Below are 17,609 nucleotides of genomic sequence, written 5' to 3'. Positions count from 1 at the left end.
ATTTAAAAAAAATAAGTCTTCACTTCCTAAGTATTAATTCAAAATTTTTCAATATTGTCTGATTTCTCAGCGTAAAATGGATATAGAGAAAGGCTTTAACAGAAATTTACTAGTTCCTTCTTTCACTTGGTATCTTAGCACTATTTACTATTTTCATCCATGAATTACTTTTTCATACTTTTCATCTATTTTGATAATCCGAATACTTGTTCTATTCATTCTATTTTGATCCTCTTTCTTATAGCCACCCCTACCTCTTGGTTAGATGTCTATATTTGTGTACTTCATTTACTTATTCTCTTTTAATTCCAATAGTCGCTAAATTTTTATCATCGTTTGACATAAAAATTCCTTTCGATTAATAATCGTTGGTAGCTTTTATTCAGTATATCAAAGGGTATTTATCGCTAATGCTACTTCCTCTTACCTATAATACGCTTGTTTTCCTCAATTCCTTTAGTGTTTAAAATCTACTAAAATTATAAAAAAACCGCTACAAGCCCCAGCTCGTAGCGGTTTAACCTACTAATTAATACAGCTCTAGATATTGTTCTCTTTCCCATTCTGAAACGGTTTGACGGAAGGCTGCCCATTCCATTCGTTTTGCTTCGACAAAGTTCGAATAAATGTGTTGGCCTAACGCATCAATCATCACTGGGTCTTTTCTTAATTCTTTTATAGCATTATGAATGGTTGATGGTAAGTCTTTGATTTGTGCTGCTTCACGTTCTTCTTCATTCATCACATAAATATTGCGGTCTACAGCAGGAGGCGGTGTTAACTCATTACGAATACCATCTAACCCTGCTTGCAGTAATACAGCCATAGTTAAATATGGATTTGCTGATGGATCAACAGAACGCAATTCTAAACGTGTAGATAAACCACGAGACTCAGGTACACGTACTAAAGGCGAACGGTTATGCCCACTCCATGCCACGTAGACAGGAGCTTCATAGCCAGGTACTAAACGTTTGTATGAGTTGACCGTTGGATTACAAACAGCGGTATAAGAACGCGCATGCTCCAATAATCCTGCTAAGAAATGATAAGCTGTCTTACTTAAGCCCATCTCACCATCTGCGTCGTAGAAGGCATTTCCTTCCTCAGTAAATAAAGACATGTTGCAGTGCATGCCTGAACCGTTAATACCAAATAAAGGCTTAGGCATGAAGGTTGCATGAAGACCATGTTTTCTAGCAATGGTTTTCACTACTAGTTTGAAGGTTTGAATGTTGTCACACGCATCAATCACATCTGCATATTTAAAATCAATTTCATGTTGCCCAGGAGCAACTTCATGGTGAGAAGCTTCTACTTCAAATCCTAGACTTTCTAATTCCAAGACAATATCACGACGACAAGTTTCACCCAAATCTGTCGGTGCAAAATCAAAGTATCCGCCACGATCGTTTAAATCAAGTGTGATTTCGCCATTCTCATCTAATTTGAAAAGGAAAAATTCTGGTTCAGGTCCTAAGTTAAATTGTGAAAATCCTAGTTCTTTCATATCTTTCAATGCGCGTTTTAGATTCCCGCGAGGATCTCCAGCAAATGGCGTCCCATCTGGATTATAGATATCGCAAATCAAGCGTGCAACTTTTCCATGATCACTTTCCCAAGGGAAGATCATCCAAGTAGATAAATCTGGGTATAGGTACATATCACTTTCTTCAATACGGACAAATCCTTCAATGGAAGAGCCGTCAAACATCATCTTGTTGTCTAGTACTTTGTCTAACTGACTTACTGGAACTTCAACATTTTTAATGGTTCCCATGATGTCGGTAAACATTAAACGTAGAAATCGGACATTTTCTTCATCTGCGATATGTTTTATCTCTGCTGCTGTCTTTGCTTCTTTTGCCATAATTAAATTCCCTTCCTCACACTTCATTTATTTATTCATTTTTTATTTCCACAATCAATGCGCACTAAAGTCGTGCACTGTTTGATTGAAATGGACTTTGCTGGCCGAATCCGCCTTGTGCTAACATTTCATCGTGTAGGATACGACGAACATCACCATCTGTTAACGGCTGATTCTTTTTCTTTGCGGCTTTCTCTTCTGATAGCTTCATCTCATATACTCGTTTAATCCCAGCCATATTTAATCCATCAGATAGATAATCCTTAATCTCAAGCAAGGTATCAATATCGTTGAGAGAATACATTCGGCGATTTCCTTCACTACGTTCAGGATGAATGAGATCCTGCTCTTCATAATACCGAATCTGTCGGGCAGATAAATCAGTTAGCTTCATCACTGTACCTATAGGAAATACGGACATGGAACGTCGTAGTTCTTTTTCTCGCATCTTAATCCCCTCTCTTGACCCTTTTTTCTTAAAAAAGTAACGCTTTTTTTAAGTTAGTGTAAGAATAGCAGTTCAAAAAAAGCCTGTCAACCCCATATGTAAGGTTTTCTAACATGAATAAAAGTTTTTTTAAATATGCCTATACCATTTTCACCCGAACGTTCGGAAATAGCTTGAATTCAAGCCTGAATGATCCAAAATAAAGATAACCTTTTTTAAAGAAAAAAATCCAGAAGCAATCTATCTACTTAATGCCAGCTAGGTACTCTGACGTTCAAGCATTGATAAGCATACTTCTGGATTCATTTTTTCTATTTTTCAACAATTGCATCATCAAAAAAAATACGGGATTACTTTACTTCCCACTCGATAAAGCAAGGAAGCTTAAAAAAACTCTCTGTCCTCTGTTTTGCGAACCCAACGTGAATTCTTCATAGCAAATCCTTTTATTGCATAGTCATTGGTTTGCTCCTCATATTCTTCAGAAAAGACAAATGTTTTTCTCTTTATTTCATTTAATTCTTGTCCTTCGTGACTAGGAATTTCTAAGGCGTAAGGCTCCATTAGCTCCATCAGCTGCAGACGGATTGCTTTTGTTACTGCCTGTTTTCCTTCTTGGCTTCTTGCACTAATCAACACATTTGGAAACAACGTTGGGGTAAACTGATCTTCTTCTATCTGATCTGCTTTATTATAAACCGTTAAAATAGGAAGTTGGTTCAACTGAAGCTCTTCAATCAGCTGCATAACAGTTGCTTCTTGCTGAATGCGATCTTCTGCACTTGCATCAACTACATGTAAAAGCAAATTCATTTCTTTACTTTCTTCCAAAGTTGAATGAAACGCGTCAATTAACTGTGTAGGCAAGTCTTGGATAAAACCAACTGTATCGGTTAAGGTGACCTCAAGCCCTTCTGGTAGCCGCCATTTCTTCGTTAAAGGATCCAATGTAGCGAATAACTGGTCTTTTGCATAGGTCTCCCCATTAGTCAACAGGTTCAAGAGTGTTGATTTTCCTGCATTCGTATAACCAATCAGTCCAATTTGAAAAACATCTGCTTGCTTTCTCTTTTGCCTATTTCGTTGGCGATGAGCAGAAACTTCCTTTAATTCTCGCTTAATTACAGTAATCTTATTTCGGATGTGTCGTCTATCCGTTTCCAGTTTGGTTTCCCCTGGACCTCTTGTCCCTATTCCCCCACCTAATCGTGACAAAGCTTTCCCTTGTCCAACTAATCGAGGAAGTAAATAATTTAACTGCGCAAGCGCCACTTGAAGTTTTCCCTCTTTTGAGCGTGCACGCATCGCAAAAATATCTAATATCAGCTGCACTCGGTCAATCACCGGCAACCCAATTGCGTCATTGATAAGCTGACTTTGTCTCGGAGACAATTCATGATTAAAGATAATCAAATCTGCTTCGTAGGCATCCGCAAGCTGAACTAATTCTTCTAATTTGCCTTTTCCAATCAGCGTTTGTCTATCAACCTGTTTTCGTTTTTGAGTCACCGAGTAGACAACTTCTCCATTGGCAGTCTTGGTTAAACTTTTTAACTCCTCCATTGATTCTTGGAAATTTTTTGTATTTTCATCGGTTTCTACACCAACAATAATGACTTTTTCCTGTGGTTTCTCCATCGTTTCACCCCTCTTGTAACCATTTTTGTACCTGTGTTTCTATTTCTTTGATTTCTTCAGGGTGCTTCACTAAATCAAACCAATGAACATCCATCTTGTTTCGAAACCAAGTAAGCTGACGCTTTGCATACCGACGCGAGTTTTGTTTAATCGATTCTACTGCTGTTTCTATTGACTCATTGCCAGCAAGATAGCCAAACAGTTCTTTATAACCAATCGCTTTTGCTGCCTGCGTATCAGGATGCTCAAATAAACTTCTTGCTTCCTCTACCAAATCCTTGGTCATCATCTCGTCTACCCGCTGATTAATTCTTTGATATAACACCTCACGATCAGTATTTAGTCCAATAATAAAGGCATCATACCGTTTTTCAGGTATTTTTTCAGGCGCGAAAATACTTTTTCCAGTTCGTTCAAACACTTCAAGTGCACGAATCACTTTTCGACGGTTATTCTGATGAATTTTTTCTGCTGCTAATGGATCAACAGAGACAAGCTTTTGCCAAAGCGCCTCATTGCCATTATTTTCAGCAAAGCTTTCGTAGGATTCTCGAATCAATCGGGAGTCTGTTTCATCCTCCTCGCTTGTGGCACCTAGCTTATAATCATAAAGTAAGGCTTGGATATAAAGCCCCGTTCCCCCAGCTATAATAGGAATATTCCCTCTGCTCTGAATGTTTTTTATATGCTGTCTTGCTTCTTTTTGAAATTCGGCAACAGAATATGACTCCTCTTTCTCCCGAATATCAATAAGATGATGCGCAATTCCTTGCATTTCTTTCACCGTTACCTTGGCTGTTCCAATGTCCAGCCCTCGATAAATTTGCATGGAGTCTCCACTGATGATTTCGCCTTGAAAATGCTTTGCTAATTGAATACTTAGACTTGTTTTCCCAACAGCCGTTGGACCAACAATAACAATTATTTTTTCCATAATTCTCCTATTTTTTCATCCCTCTGCGAAGACGAACTGCCTTCTCTGGGAAGTCTGTAATAATCCCTGTCAGGTTTTGTTCAAAACATGCAAGCATGTCATCACTTTCATTGATTGTCCACGGCCGAACAGCCTTTGGGAAACTTAAAAAAGAAGCTTCTGATTCTCTTATCCAATTAATTTTAGGATGAATTCCCTCAATAAAGGATCGTTCTAACGCTTGTTTCACCTTTGATTCAGCCGTTCCCATAATATAATCTAACTGTGTATCTGGCTCAAGATGATGCATTTTTTCTAAAGACTTCATATTAAAACTGCTGTACCAGTGTGTAAAGGGCCATTGCTGACTCATCATCAAAGAGGAGACTGCTTCTTCAATTCCTGGATAGTCAAATTTATCTGTTTTAATTTCAATATTTAAAAAGCCACGAAAATTTTTTTGGACAAGTAAATCAAGTACTTCTTTAAGTGTAGGAACCCTTGCTGCAGAAAATTCTTTATCAAACCATGAACCAGCATTTAATGTTTTTATTTCTGCTAAGGTCATTTCTCGAATCCGTCCTTGACCATTAGTTGTTCGATCAACTTCCTCATCATGCATGACTACGAGCACTTGATCTTTAGTTAAATGGACATCTAGCTCAATGCCGTCCGCCTCTGCTCGAACTGCTTCAGAAAACGCAGGCAAGGTATTTTCTGGACGAGTACCACTGCTTCCTCTGTGTGCCATTACTTGTGTCATATTCCTTCACTCCAATCTTTTCTATTGTATCATTCTTGAAAGCAAGAAGAAATGAACAGGACTATTAAGAATCCCTGCATTAAAAATAAAAAGAGCAAAACCTAAACACTTGTTTTAGATTTACTCTTTGTTATCAAATTTCTATCTTCTTACCTGTTGTTTCTATCGATTACTTACCTGAAAAAAACTCTACAGGATCATTGGTTAACTGCTTCATCTGAATTTTCTTTTCATTAATCATTTCGATTAGCTCTTCAGAGAAATTCTCTAAAATAACTCGTCCGCCTTTATAAGTATATCCGCCAATCTTAACTGTTTCATCTGGTGAAAGAACAACTTTTCTATGCGCAATATTTTTAAAAAATTGTTCAAGAATATAGTTAGGCAAATAAAAATTATTTTGTGAGGTAAAAGTTTGTAAATAAACAAAATCATCTATTGTAATGTAACAGTCGTCAAACGCATCAAAGCTGACATATTTTTCCAATAAAACATTTCGTTTTTGAAGAATTTCATTTACCTTCTTATTTAATTCGTTTAACACTTCAATTTCTCTCACTTTATTTTCTAAACTCCGGCGGCGAAGCTCTTTTTTTTCTTGATATCTTAGCTGTAGATAAAAAGCTAGACTAACTATCCCAGCTCCGACTAATACACCTATTAAACCTGCTAATGCAACACTTAACATACTGTACCTCCTGATTTTCCTCTTATTTTATATAGTAACACATTTCTATTTTTCATGAACAGTAGATTGAATGAAAACTTTCTATTTGACCTTTATTGACCTTATGTGTATACTTCTTTTTAGATATTGAAAATCTATGTTAAACTATTCCTGAAAGAATTTAAGGAGGAACAATACTATGAATTTAATTCCTACAGTCATCGAACAATCATCTAGAGGAGAAAGAGCTTATGATATCTATTCTCGTTTATTAAAGGATCGTATCATTATGCTGAGCGGTCAAGTAACAGACGATTTAGCAAATTCTATCATTGCACAATTACTTTTCCTAGATGCTCAAGATTCTGAAAAAGACATCTATTTATACATTAACTCACCTGGTGGTAGTGTAACTGCTGGGATGGCTATCTACGATACAATGAACTTTGTGAAAGCTGACGTTCAAACAATCGTTATGGGGATGGCTGCTTCAATGGGTAGCTTCTTGTTGACAGCTGGTAAAAAAGGCAAACGTTTTGCTTTGCCAAATGCTGAAATCATGATTCACCAACCATTAGGAGGCGCACAAGGACAAGCAACTGAAATTGAAATTGCTGCACGTCATATTTTACAAACACGTGACCGTCTAAACAAAATTTTATCGGAACGTACAGGTCAACCACTTGAAGTCATCGAAAAAGATACCGATCGTGATAACTTCATGACAGCTGAACAAGCAAAAGAATACGGCTTAATTGACCAAGTAATGGAAAACAGCGCATCATTAAATTAATACACTAAAAGAAGCGGTCCGATTCTGGACCGCCTCTTTTATTTATGAAGTAAAATGAAAGCTTACTCCTCGTTCATACAGAGTTCTTGCTTCACGAAGATTTTTACTCGACAATTCGTTTATATTTTCCTTGTTTAAATTGATTGCCTTTTTCTACATAATGGCGAATATTTTCTTGATTCTGCTTGATTTCTTCTTCTGTCAACGGTCGAATCACTTTGGCTGGCCGTCCAAAAGCTAACACATTAGGAGGAATGATTTTCCCTTCCGTTACCAAAGAACCAGCCCCGATTAATGTATTTTCTCCAATAACTGCACGATTTAGTATAGTTGATCCCATACCAATTAGCGCACCATCCTTAATTTCACACCCATGAATCATACATTGATGACCAACTGTGACATCATCACCAATAATAGTTGGTGCTCCATGATCAACGTGAACAATTGTTCCATCTTGAATATTCGTTCTTTTGCCTACAACAATTTTTTCCGCATCCCCACGTAATACAGCTTGAAACCAAACGCTAGACTCTTCCCCCAGCTGAACATCTCCATATACATCTGCGCTATCTGCAATAAATCGATTCATTTTGTTCTCTCCTATCTGTTTCACCTTACACTATAAGGTAAGTATAGCAAAAAAAACCGACAGAGGGACACCCGTCCTCTGTCGATTTACTTTTATTTCTCTATTCTATTCATAATCGCCGTCTTCAGCAAACTGACTATTATAAAGTTTCTCATAGAATCCGCCTTGTGCTAACAAGCTATCATGTGTTCCTTTTTCAATGATTTCTCCTTGGTTCATCACAAGAATTAAATCCGCATCACGAATCGTTGATAGACGATGGGCAATAACAAAACTTGTCCTGCCCTCCATTACACGATCCATTGCTTTTTGAATTAATGCCTCAAGTCTCGTGTCAACAGAGCTTGTTGCTTCATCAAGAATAAGAATTTTTGGATTTGAAATCACCGCTCGCGCGATAGTCAACAGTTGTTTTTGTCCTAAAGAAATATTATCTCCTTCAGAGTTAATTTCCATATCATAGCCACCCGGCATTGTCCGGATAAAATGATCAACATTTGCTGTTTTTGCAGCATCCACCACTTCATAATCTGTCGCTTCTAAATGACCAAAGCGAATATTATCCGCAATTGTTCCTTCATACAGCCATGCATCTTGCAGAACCATCCCAAAGATTGAACGTACCTCACTTCGGTCAAGTGTTTTTGTGTCGATTCCATCAACCCGAATGGCTCCTTCATTCACATCATAAAAACGCATCAGCAGATTGATTAATGTCGTCTTCCCAGCACCAGTTGGACCAACAATAGCAACCGTTTGTCCCGCTTTCACCTCAAAGTTTAAGTCACGAATCAGCGGTTTGCTTGGGTCATAAGCAAACGATACATGGTCAAATTTCACATGACCTTCTATCGATTCTGGAAGAGCTACTGTCACTTCATTTGGCACTTCTTCTGGTTCATCTAATATTTCAAACACACGAGTCGTTGCCGCAGATGCACTTTGTAAAACAGAAGATAGCTGAGTGATGTTCCCCATAGGTTGACTAACCTGCCAAATATATTGAATAAAGGCTTGCAGCTGGCCTACCAAAATAACACCAGAAATCACATAAAAACTTCCCATGACAGCCATTCCAATGTATGTTGCATAAGCGGTTAATTGAACTAACGGCATCATTAATCCAGAGATAAATGCGGCACGAAAGCCAAAGTGATTCAGTTTGTGATTAACGTTTTTAAACCCATCCAGTGTTTGCTTTTCACGTCCATATACCTTTAGCACACTGAAACCTGTCATGTTTTCTTGAACATAACCATTCAATTCGCCTAAAGAATTCTGCATTCCTTGGAAGTACTTTTGTGATATTTGAACAATCTTCTTAGAAATGAAAATAGATAACGGAATCATAATGAGTGAAATAACAGCCATTAGTGAGTTGATATAAAACATCATGGCAACAGCCATCACGATGCCCAAAATTGCATTCACTACACCGATAAATGCCTGTTGCATCGCCCCACTCACTGCATCAACGTCATTCGTTACCCTAGACAAGATATTTCCTTGCTGATTTTTATCAAAGTAAGAAACAGGCAACCGATTGATTTTTTCTTCAATGTCTCGACGTAAGTCTTTCATGGCACTTTGAACAACATTCGCCATTAAAACTCCTGATAACAGCTGAGCAGCTGAATAGCCGACACCTACAATCGTAATCCAAATCAGACACATAATAATGTAATCAAAATTGATTGATTCGTGATTTAACACATTTTTAGAAATTTCCGTTGTTGGCAATCCTGTAACATACGGTAACGCTGCATTAAATGCTACTGTCAACACCGTAAAAAATATAACCAAAATAAAAGAAACTCTATAGGGCTTAATATACTGCCCCAATCGCATTAATGAAGAGAATGTTTTTTTCATGACAATTCCTCCTCTGACAATTGAGAAGCCGCAATATCATAGTAAATTGGACAATTCCCAAGTAGTTCTTTATGCGTGCCCATACCGACAACATTACCTTCGTTTAATACGATAATCTTATCTGCGTGCATAATAGTTCCAACACGTTGAGCAACGATTAATACTGTAGACTCTGTTGTTTCCTTCTTCAACCGAGCACGCAAATTAGCATCTGTTCGATAATCAAGAGCAGAGAAGCTATCATCAAAGATATAAATTTCCGGATTCCTGATGATGGCACGTGCAATAGCCAGACGTTGCTTTTGTCCACCTGAAAAGTTTGAACCGCCCTCAGATAAATGCTCGTCATAGCCATCAGATTTTTGTGAAATAAATTCAGAAGCCTGTGCAATGTCTGCTGCACGCTCCATTTCCTCTTGTGTCGCATCTTCTTTCCCGTAGCGCAGATTTTCTGCAATTGTTCCAGTAAATAATAATGCTTTTTGAGGAATAAACCCAATTTTTTGTCGCAAGGCACTTAATCTGTACTTGCGAACGTCTTCACCATCAATTAAAATCTGCCCGTCACTTACATCATAGAATCGAGGAATCAACTGAATTAAAGTAGATTTCCCACTCCCAGTACTCCCAATAAACGCGACCGTTTCTCCAGGACTCGCTGTGAAGCTTACATTTCGAATCACTGGACTTTCTGCATGCCCTGGATAAGCAAATGTCACATTTTTGAATTCAATATAGCCTTTTGTTTTTGTTTCTGTAATACCTGATTCATCTTCTACGATAGAAGGCGCTGCATCTAACGCTTCTTGAATACGTCTTGCAGAGACTGCTGCTCGTGGATACATCATAAAGATGCTGGCAAAGAGCATGAATGAGAACAAAGCGTGGAAAATATATTCAATAAACGCAATCAAATCCCCCACCTGAAGACTTCCTGCTTCAATTTGTACAGACCCGCTCCAAATAATTAAAACCATGACAATATTGAATAAAAAGAAGAAGCCCGGCTGTGCAACGGCCATTAATCGAAATAATCGTTTTGAGCTATCTGCATAGTCTTCATTTACTTTTTCAAAACGTTTTTCTTCAAATTTTTCATTTACAAAAGCACGAATAACCCGTAATCCCGAAAGATTCTCACGTAGAATGCCATTGATGCCATCAAGATTTTTCTGTTGTCTATTTGATAATGGCTCAGAAACTCTTGCAATAGCTACCACTGCCAGAAGCAATATTGGCAAAGCCCCTAATACGTACCATCCGAGACTTACACTCGTTCGCATAACCATGTATAAACTAACAATAAACATCATGGGTGTCATAAATCCTGTGCGCAGGATATTTTGCATAAATAACATAATTTGATATGCGTCATTTGTCGTTCTTGTTATCAATGAAGAGACACCAATTGTTTCATACTCTGTATGAGAATATGTCTGAACTTTTTCAAACAAGTCATCGCGGATATCAGCAACAATATTTGTCGTAATACGCGCGGAAAAGAATCCTAACAAGATATTCATAATAATCCCAATTGCTGTAATCACAATCATCAGAATTCCTTGCTGTTTTACATAGTCAAAATCTTTTTCTCCTATGCCTAAATCGATCATTTTTGCCAAAATTGTTGGCAATCCTAATTCAATCAAAATAAAACCGAATACACAGATAAAATCAAGAATCAGCAACTTCTTATATCGCATCGTGTAACGCCACATTAATTTCAATTAATCAGCTCCCTTCTTTTATCGATTACTTTCAATATAGCACACCCATTTTTTTAATAAAACACCCTCATTTGAAAAAACAGCATTTTAACGAAAAAAATGAGCAATTCTCTCCTTATTTACTTTTATTACTATTTAATAATCATTTAAATAACAATCTTCAGTTCTTTTTTTTTCACTTTTTCTTTCATTTTTTTAAATTCTTTTAAATCCATCACTCTAGTTTCTATACTTATGAATTATTCTATGATAAACTATCTATAATTGTTGTATCTTGCATACAAAATGTCCGGTGAAAAGTATTACGATTACCAGAAAGCAATGTCGAGGCTTTCTCTTCTTGGATTACAAAGACGTATCTAAGAAGCATACAGAGTAAACTTTAGGTGGCGGCTATGCCCCCCGTTTTTTGCTGTGCAAAAGAAGGTCAACTAAGTTAGATTACTGCAAAAAGCAGATAAAGGAGACGAACTATATGATTTATAAAGTTTATTACCAAGAAACAAAAGAACGCAATCCAAAGAGAGAACAAACACACTCTCTATACATTGAAGCAGACTCAGACGTCACTGCACGTCAACTAGTCGAAGACAATACCCCATATAATATTGAATTCGTGCAACTATTAGAAGGTAGCCACCTTGAATACGAACAAGAAAATGCTGAATTCACATTAACGGAGTTTTAAAATGAAACCCTTCATAAAAAATAATGAAACGGGTGTCTTTGCAATTGGTGGCTTGGGCGAAATTGGGAAAAACACATACGGGGTACAGTTCCAAGATGAAATCATCTTGATTGATGCGGGAATTAAATTTCCTGAAGATGACCTATTGGGAATTGACTATGTGATTCCAGATTACAGTTATATTGTCCAAAACATTCAAAAAATTAAAGCACTAGTTATTACACATGGTCACGAAGATCATATTGGCGGCGTTCCTTACCTACTACGTCAGGCGAACATCCCTATCTATGCAGGACCTTTAGCACTTGCGCTAATTACCAACAAATTGGATGAGCACGGACTGCTAAGAGATGCTGAAATGCACGAAATTAATGAAGATACTGTGATTCGTTTCCGAAAAACAGCTGTGAGCTTTTTCAGAACAACACACAGTATCCCTGATGCTTTAGGGGTTGTTGTCAAAACACCTTCTGGAAATATTGTCGCTACCGGTGACTTCAAATTTGATTTCACACCAGTCGGCGAGCCTGCAAACCTGCACAAGATGGCACGAATTGGTGAAGAAGGAGTGCTTTGTCTACTTTCAGATAGTACAAATGCTGAAATTCCGACATTCACAAAATCAGAAAAAACAATTGGCGCCTCTATTCAACGAATTTTTGAAAAAATTGAAGGACGGGTCATCTTTGCAAGCTTCGCCTCAAACATCTTTCGTCTTCAACAAGCAGCGGATGCCGCTGTGGCAACAGGACGAAAAATTGCTGTATTTGGACGCAGTATGGAAAATGCTATCGTTAACGGGCAACGCTTAGGATATATCAATGTTCCCGATGGCACATTTGTTGATGCCCATGAGATTAATCGCCTGCCTGCAAATGAAACGATGATTCTTTGTACCGGTTCTCAAGGTGAGCCTATGGCAGCCCTTAGCCGAATTGCGAATGGCACCCATCGTCAAATCCAAATTCAGCCAGATGATACCGTGATTTTTTCAAGTTCTCCGATTCCAGGAAACACAACAAGTGTCAATCATCTGATTAATCTTCTGTCTGAAGCTGGCGCTGAAGTCATTCATGGAAAAATCAACAATATCCATACTTCTGGACATGGTGGACAAGAGGAACAAAAATTGATGCTTCGTTTAATGAAACCAAAATACTTTATGCCTGTTCACGGAGAGTTTCGTATGTTAAAAATTCATACATCTCTCGCTCAAGATACAGGTGTTCCCGCTGAAAATTGTTTTATCTTAGAAAATGGCGACGTCTTAGCCTTAACAGCAGATGAAGCACACGTAGCCGGACATTTTAACGCAAGCGATGTGTATGTTGACGGAAACGGCGTTGGTGATATTGGAAATGTGGTTTTACGCGACAGAAGAATTCTTTCTGAAGAAGGTCTTGTTCTTGCAGTTGCTACTGTTGATATCAGTAAAAAGGAAGTCCTTGCTGGACCTGATATTCTCTCGAGAGGGTTTGTCTACATGCGTGAATCAGGTGAGATGATTAGCGAAGGACAGCGTATTTTGTTCCACGCATTACGTGAAGTATTAAATGCTCCTGATTGTACAGAAGCAAAATTGCGTGACGCAATGACTGGTGCATTACAGCCCTTCTTATTTGAAAAAACAGAACGTCATCCAATGATTTTACCTATGATTATGACACCAGATAAGTAATTCATACAAAGAGATTCGGACAGAAGTATTCAGCTTATTTTCGAAGCCTTCAACTCTAGCATGTTTCATGCGTAGAAATTGTTGAGAGCAAAAACGCAGGGAAGATGAGTCACTTCTGTTCCCACCGTTTATTAATCTTTTACGAGGGTGGGATATAACTTAATTAGTTATGTCCCGCCTTCTTCTTTTATTGAAAATAAGTTCCATCTTCACCATCTACGCCGAATATAAAGGAGAGGACTAAAATGAAACAAAAAAAGAAGGAACAACTAGTGTCAGAGGTTGTTGATAAAATCGTCAAGCGAAAAGGTACAAAAGTAAAAGCAAAAACGAAAACAATGAAAATCAAGCGAAAATTTGATACAAAAACACAGGCAAAAGAATATGAAGCTTTTCTTCGGGAAAAATACACTCGTCCACTACTGGAAGAACTCAATCGACTACTAGAAGAAAAGTAACGCTTCAGACGAAGAGGAAAATTTCTCTTCATCTGAAGCGCTTTTTCTATCGACGCCTTATTTTTTTGGCAGCTGAATATCCACTCGTTTTTCCAACATTGCTAAAATCGTATCAAATAAATTCTCCCATTGATGCCGATTGTTTAAGTCTTCCAAAAAAAATACCTTTGACTCTGGATTGCGCTCTTCTTCTACCGCATCAGAAATAATTAAATCTGCCTCTTCTATCTGACTAACAATTTTTATCGTTTTGGGATTAAATAAATTTTCCAGCCGATAGCGAATCAGTGACTCTCCCGACATACCCTTTAAAGAATTATGAATATAAATTTTTATTTGTTTTTTTTCAAGCCGAACAGTTGTTGCATATAAAATATCTGCAATAAACCATTTGTTATTAGTAAGAAAAGATTCATACGGCTTTGCTATCTCTTCTCCAAGAAAATAGATTAAGAAATCCTCGACGGCTAAACGCTGCGGTGTTTTTTCATATGTTAATACCGCATAATGATAAACCACATCCACGAATTTGTCTTTCCCATACAAAAAATATTGATCTCGAATATACGGAAAAATCAATTGATACATCAATAAAGAACGTTCATTTTCTGACATATCTAGCATAAAATATTCACTAAATTCGCTCATAAATTGTTTAAAAAAAGAAACTACAGGGAATGTTAACTGACAAATTTGCTCCCCTATCTTTCTTAGCTGTGGAGAAAGCTCAGAAACTTTAGATAACTGCATCTGTGCAATAAAACTACAGAAATATAATTCTTTTTGATAGTTCTCTGGACTTACTCCAGAAAAATATAATTGTTTTGGTTTAAAAATATGGTAGTCTTTCGTTAACAATCTCAAAATTTCTTGATTTGTCTCATCAAGTTCTTCAATCATATGTCCTTGAGAAGCACGTAACGAATTTACTGCATGCCAATAATAAAATGTTTGTTTTTCTGAGAAAGATTTTTTTTCTAAAAAATTACGGTAACTGACTGTCAGCTGTTGTGCAATTTGTTGTTCTTGAATGTGTGTAAACGGCCACTTTACACCAAGATATGTATGACTAAACAAATAGTACCCCAATAATCGAATAGAGGCTTCCTCACCAGAAAATACTAGTACTTTTTGTTGCGTCGCAATTTTTACATGGAAATCTTTTAAGAAACTATTCGTTTCATTTATCACTTTATAACAATAGGCTTCTGATATGTTCATTTTTTGACAACAGATTGGTACCGTTAAGTCAGTTTCGAGATAATTCAGTTTTAACAATTGAAAGATTGTACTTTGTTGACAGTAGTAAAGTGTTAATTGATGGTAGATACCAGAAAGATCCTCAGACTGATTGATAAAAGAATAGGAAAAATCAGCATATTGAATAATTTCTCCTTCAATGTTCAAGCTTTCTAAGTCATTCGACACTTCTTGAAGCATTCTTTTAATCGTTGTTCTAGAAAGCTGAAATACATCCATTAATTCTTTGATTGCTACAGGTTTTTGGATGATGATATAGCGAAAAAGCTCTAGTTTTTTTCCTGTACTTTGCTTCAATAGTTTTTTTATCAATTTTTACACCTCATTTTCACAAAAATAAATAACAAGATTACATAAAATAACCATCTGAATATTTAAGAATAAAAAAATTTCTTATCCCTATTTTACTATTCTATCAGACTTTTCTTATAAATTGGGAACATACTTGCCGATTCTTGATGATTTATTATCAAATTCTTATGGTATTCTCTAAGAATAAATCAAATGCAACTTTTGGTTATTAAATATAAAGGAGTTTATAAAAATGGTTCGTACAAAAAAGATATTTCGTGAACAGCTTTTAGAAGGTGCTTACCAATTAGTTGTTGATGAAGGTTTCAAACATTTTCATGCACGCAAAGTTGCAAAAGTCATCTCTTGTTCTACTCAACCAATTTATCGAGAGTTTGATAATCTGACAACTTTTAAAGCAGCCACTAGTGAGTATATTATTCAGACCGTCGAACAATTCTTGTCTGATAAAGAACGACATGATTTATCATCGTTTTCAGAAGTACTTTGTCAATATGCAGATAAACATCCAGATGAGTTTGAGCGTTTCTTCTTAGTAGATGAGACTTGCAAGCCATTAATGAAGGAATTGATCAATGTTCATTTTAATCATTTAGTCATTAGCCTCCCTGCTTATCAAACGATTTCTTCAGAGCAGCTAGATCAGCTATTTGATCTTTTCTGGTTCTATACATTAGGCAAAGCCGCACAACGTGCACATACAGTCACCGAAGAAGAAGATTTACATAGCACATTAGATGAGTTAAGCAAATTATACATACAAAAAATAGCTGTCTAACTAATCGATACTTACATAAAAAAAGTCCCCGCAAGAATCCTTGCAGGGACTTTTGTACGTAATCAATTAGTTTTTTTCTACGTTTACAGCTTGAGGACCACGATCTGAATCTTCAACATCAAAAGTAACTGCTTGTCCTTCTTCTAATGTTTTAAAACCGTCTCCTTGGATTGCTGAAAAGTGAACGAATACGTCGCTTCCGTCTTCACGAGAGATGAAGCCAAATCCTTTTTCAGCGTTAAACCATTTAACTGTACCATGTTCCATAATAAATATCCTCCTCGTGCTAAAGCACTTAATTAATTGTAACATTGCTCGAGTCCGATAGAGGTGTGACAGGTGTTACAACTTCTATTGCCAAACAAGATTACACTTAGTATTGTACCGTTGAATTTTATGTTTTGCAAGATATACCTCTTATTTTTTCTTTAGTATTCCTTCTTCTCTTAGACTTGTATACGTATTCTGCCCGGTAATAATATGGTCTAACAACTCAATTCCCATGAGCTCCCCACATTGACTTAACCGTTGGGTAAATAATATATCTTGATGAGAAGGGGTCGCATCACCTGATGGATGATTGTGCGCAATAAGTATACTTGCCGCATGATACCTTACCGCTCCATGAAAGACTTCCCTTGGATGAGCAATTGACTGATTTAATGACCCAACAAACAACGTAATTTTTTGAATGATCTCATTTTTTGTGTTTAGATAAAAACAGAGAAAGTGTTCTTGCTGATAATCCTTCAGCTCATTAATTAATTGTTGTGCAAGATCAAAACTTGCTCGCACTTTGCCAACTTTAGGCTGCGTCGCCCTTTGTATTCGACTTCCCAACTCAATAAGTGCTCGAATTTCAATGGCTCGTACTTTGCCAATTCCTTTAATCTCTGTCAATTCTTCCATCGTTGCACTTTTCAACGTATAGAGATTGCCAAAACGTTCTAACACTGCAGCAGCAAGAGCCATTACATGTATCGGATGCTGCCCGGTTCGTAAACAGATTGCTAACAGCTCTTGATCTGAAAGCGACTTCTCCCCTTGCATTATCAACCGCTCTCGGGGCAATGAACTAGGAGGTACTTCTCTTAATAATAGCTTTTCTTCCATATAAAAACTCCTTTGCGTTTCATAAGTTAGCTACGCAAA

The 17,609-nt window shown here is 37.0% G+C and carries 17 protein-coding genes; 5 read left to right on the top strand and 12 right to left on the bottom strand.

Annotated features, from left to right (window positions below):
* Positions 1 to 529: 529 nt before the first annotated feature.
* From glnA to I589_RS14255, 6 genes are all read right to left on the bottom strand, one after another.
* Entirely contained in the window at positions 530 to 1,870 is a 1,341-nt protein-coding gene (glnA, locus tag I589_RS14280) for a type I glutamate--ammonia ligase (RefSeq protein WP_010767003.1), read from the bottom strand.
* Positions 1,871 to 1,934: 64 nt separating this feature from the next.
* Positions 1,935 to 2,318: a MerR family transcriptional regulator gene (locus tag I589_RS14275; protein WP_010767002.1), complete on the bottom strand. Its 384-nt coding sequence runs from the start codon at positions 2,316 to 2,318 to the stop codon at positions 1,935 to 1,937.
* A gap of 384 nt (positions 2,319 to 2,702) precedes the next feature.
* Positions 2,703 to 3,956 carry a GTPase HflX gene (gene hflX / locus I589_RS14270; protein WP_010767001.1) on the bottom strand — a complete coding sequence of 418 codons (1,254 nt, stop codon included), beginning with the start codon at positions 3,954 to 3,956 and terminating at the stop codon, positions 2,703 to 2,705.
* A 4-nt stretch (positions 3,957 to 3,960) separates the two neighbouring features.
* Positions 3,961 to 4,890, bottom strand: a complete 930-nt coding sequence (gene miaA / locus I589_RS14265; RefSeq protein ID WP_010767000.1) for a tRNA (adenosine(37)-N6)-dimethylallyltransferase MiaA — start codon at positions 4,888 to 4,890, stop codon at positions 3,961 to 3,963.
* 7 nt (positions 4,891 to 4,897) lie between these two features.
* Positions 4,898 to 5,632, bottom strand: a complete 735-nt coding sequence (locus tag I589_RS14260; protein WP_010766999.1) for a glycerophosphodiester phosphodiesterase — start codon at positions 5,630 to 5,632, stop codon at positions 4,898 to 4,900.
* Positions 5,633 to 5,801: 169 nt separating this feature from the next.
* On the bottom strand, positions 5,802 to 6,320 hold the full coding sequence (locus I589_RS14255) for a hypothetical protein (protein ID WP_010766998.1): 519 nt from the start codon (positions 6,318 to 6,320) through the stop codon (positions 5,802 to 5,804).
* A gap of 178 nt (positions 6,321 to 6,498) precedes the next feature.
* Here I589_RS14255 and clpP point away from each other — a divergent pair, with 178 nt between their 5' ends.
* A complete protein-coding gene (clpP, locus tag I589_RS14250; protein WP_010766997.1) occupies positions 6,499 to 7,092 on the top strand; it encodes an ATP-dependent Clp endopeptidase proteolytic subunit ClpP in 594 nt (197 codons plus the stop codon).
* A gap of 103 nt (positions 7,093 to 7,195) precedes the next feature.
* Here the strand turns inward: clpP and I589_RS14245 are convergent, their stop codons facing one another.
* The 3 genes from I589_RS14245 to I589_RS14235 all read right to left on the bottom strand — a co-directional run bounded on the left by I589_RS14245 (position 7,196) and on the right by I589_RS14235 (position 11,283).
* Positions 7,196 to 7,684 carry a gamma carbonic anhydrase family protein gene (locus I589_RS14245; protein ID WP_010766996.1) on the bottom strand — a complete coding sequence of 163 codons (489 nt, stop codon included), beginning with the start codon at positions 7,682 to 7,684 and terminating at the stop codon, positions 7,196 to 7,198.
* A 105-nt stretch (positions 7,685 to 7,789) separates the two neighbouring features.
* On the bottom strand, positions 7,790 to 9,556 hold the full coding sequence (locus I589_RS14240; protein ID WP_010766995.1) for an ABC transporter ATP-binding protein: 1,767 nt from the start codon (positions 9,554 to 9,556) through the stop codon (positions 7,790 to 7,792).
* Positions 9,553 to 11,283, bottom strand: coding sequence for an ABC transporter ATP-binding protein (locus tag I589_RS14235; protein ID WP_010766994.1), 1,731 nt, complete (start codon positions 11,281 to 11,283; stop codon positions 9,553 to 9,555). The genes I589_RS14240 and I589_RS14235 overlap by 4 nt, the downstream gene beginning before the upstream one ends.
* 475 nt (positions 11,284 to 11,758) lie before the next feature.
* Between I589_RS14235 and I589_RS14230 the strand changes: the two genes are divergently transcribed.
* From I589_RS14230 to I589_RS14220, 3 genes are all read left to right on the top strand, one after another.
* The gene (locus I589_RS14230) at positions 11,759 to 11,971 is read left to right on the top strand and encodes a DNA-directed RNA polymerase subunit epsilon (RefSeq protein WP_010766993.1); all 213 of its coding nucleotides are present in this window, start codon (positions 11,759 to 11,761) and stop codon (positions 11,969 to 11,971) included.
* Between the two features lies 1 nt (position 11,972).
* Entirely contained in the window at positions 11,973 to 13,649 is a 1,677-nt protein-coding gene (rnjA, locus tag I589_RS14225; RefSeq protein WP_010766992.1) for a ribonuclease J1, read from the top strand.
* 245 nt (positions 13,650 to 13,894) lie between these two features.
* Positions 13,895 to 14,107: a hypothetical protein gene (locus I589_RS14220; RefSeq protein WP_010766991.1), complete on the top strand. Its 213-nt coding sequence runs from the start codon at positions 13,895 to 13,897 to the stop codon at positions 14,105 to 14,107.
* 57 nt (positions 14,108 to 14,164) lie between these two features.
* On the opposite strand, the gene I589_RS14215 is transcribed toward I589_RS14220, so the two are convergent.
* On the bottom strand, positions 14,165 to 15,679 hold the full coding sequence (locus I589_RS14215) for a helix-turn-helix domain-containing protein (RefSeq protein ID WP_010766990.1): 1,515 nt from the start codon (positions 15,677 to 15,679) through the stop codon (positions 14,165 to 14,167).
* Positions 15,680 to 15,911: 232 nt separating this feature from the next.
* On the opposite strand from I589_RS14215, the gene I589_RS14210 reads away from it, so the two are divergent.
* Positions 15,912 to 16,457 carry a TetR/AcrR family transcriptional regulator gene (locus tag I589_RS14210; protein WP_010766989.1) on the top strand — a complete coding sequence of 182 codons (546 nt, stop codon included), beginning with the start codon at positions 15,912 to 15,914 and terminating at the stop codon, positions 16,455 to 16,457.
* A 66-nt stretch (positions 16,458 to 16,523) separates the two neighbouring features.
* On the opposite strand, the gene I589_RS14205 is transcribed toward I589_RS14210, so the two are convergent.
* Entirely contained in the window at positions 16,524 to 16,724 is a 201-nt protein-coding gene (locus I589_RS14205) for a cold-shock protein (protein ID WP_010766988.1), read from the bottom strand.
* 150 nt (positions 16,725 to 16,874) lie between these two features.
* A complete protein-coding gene (gene radC / locus I589_RS14200) occupies positions 16,875 to 17,570 on the bottom strand; it encodes a RadC family protein (RefSeq protein ID WP_010766987.1) in 696 nt (231 codons plus the stop codon).
* Between the last annotated feature and the right edge of the window lie 39 nt (positions 17,571 to 17,609).

It is taken from the genome of Enterococcus phoeniculicola ATCC BAA-412, assembly GCF_000407505.1.
GTDB classification, from domain to species: Bacteria; Bacillota; Bacilli; order Lactobacillales; family Enterococcaceae; genus Enterococcus_K; species Enterococcus_K phoeniculicola.
This window is presented reverse-complemented; position numbering and strand designations above follow the sequence as displayed.

Bases quoted from the DNA above. Each gene is read 5' to 3' on its own strand.
- I589_RS14230 (WP_010766993.1), top strand. From the start codon at position 11,759: ATGATTTATAAAGTTTATTACCAAGAAACAAAAGAACGCAATCCAAAG.
- glnA (WP_010767003.1), bottom strand. From the start codon at position 1,870: ATGGCAAAAGAAGCAAAGACAGCAGCAGAGATAAAACATATCGCAGAT.
- I589_RS14210 (WP_010766989.1), top strand. From the start codon at position 15,912: ATGGTTCGTACAAAAAAGATATTTCGTGAACAGCTTTTAGAAGGTGCT.
- clpP (WP_010766997.1), top strand. From the start codon at position 6,499: ATGAATTTAATTCCTACAGTCATCGAACAATCATCTAGAGGAGAAAGA.
- miaA (WP_010767000.1), bottom strand. From the start codon at position 4,890: ATGGAAAAAATAATTGTTATTGTTGGTCCAACGGCTGTTGGGAAAACA.
- I589_RS14255 (WP_010766998.1), bottom strand. From the start codon at position 6,320: ATGTTAAGTGTTGCATTAGCAGGTTTAATAGGTGTATTAGTCGGAGCT.
- hflX (WP_010767001.1), bottom strand. From the start codon at position 3,956: ATGGAGAAACCACAGGAAAAAGTCATTATTGTTGGTGTAGAAACCGAT.
- radC (WP_010766987.1), bottom strand. From the start codon at position 17,570: ATGGAAGAAAAGCTATTATTAAGAGAAGTACCTCCTAGTTCATTGCCC.
- I589_RS14245 (WP_010766996.1), bottom strand. From the start codon at position 7,684: ATGAATCGATTTATTGCAGATAGCGCAGATGTATATGGAGATGTTCAG.
- I589_RS14260 (WP_010766999.1), bottom strand. From the start codon at position 5,632: ATGACACAAGTAATGGCACACAGAGGAAGCAGTGGTACTCGTCCAGAA.
- rnjA (WP_010766992.1), top strand. From the start codon at position 11,973: ATGAAACCCTTCATAAAAAATAATGAAACGGGTGTCTTTGCAATTGGT.
- I589_RS14275 (WP_010767002.1), bottom strand. From the start codon at position 2,318: ATGCGAGAAAAAGAACTACGACGTTCCATGTCCGTATTTCCTATAGGT.
- I589_RS14205 (WP_010766988.1), bottom strand. From the start codon at position 16,724: ATGGAACATGGTACAGTTAAATGGTTTAACGCTGAAAAAGGATTTGGC.
- I589_RS14240 (WP_010766995.1), bottom strand. From the start codon at position 9,556: ATGAAAAAAACATTCTCTTCATTAATGCGATTGGGGCAGTATATTAAG.
- I589_RS14220 (WP_010766991.1), top strand. From the start codon at position 13,895: ATGAAACAAAAAAAGAAGGAACAACTAGTGTCAGAGGTTGTTGATAAA.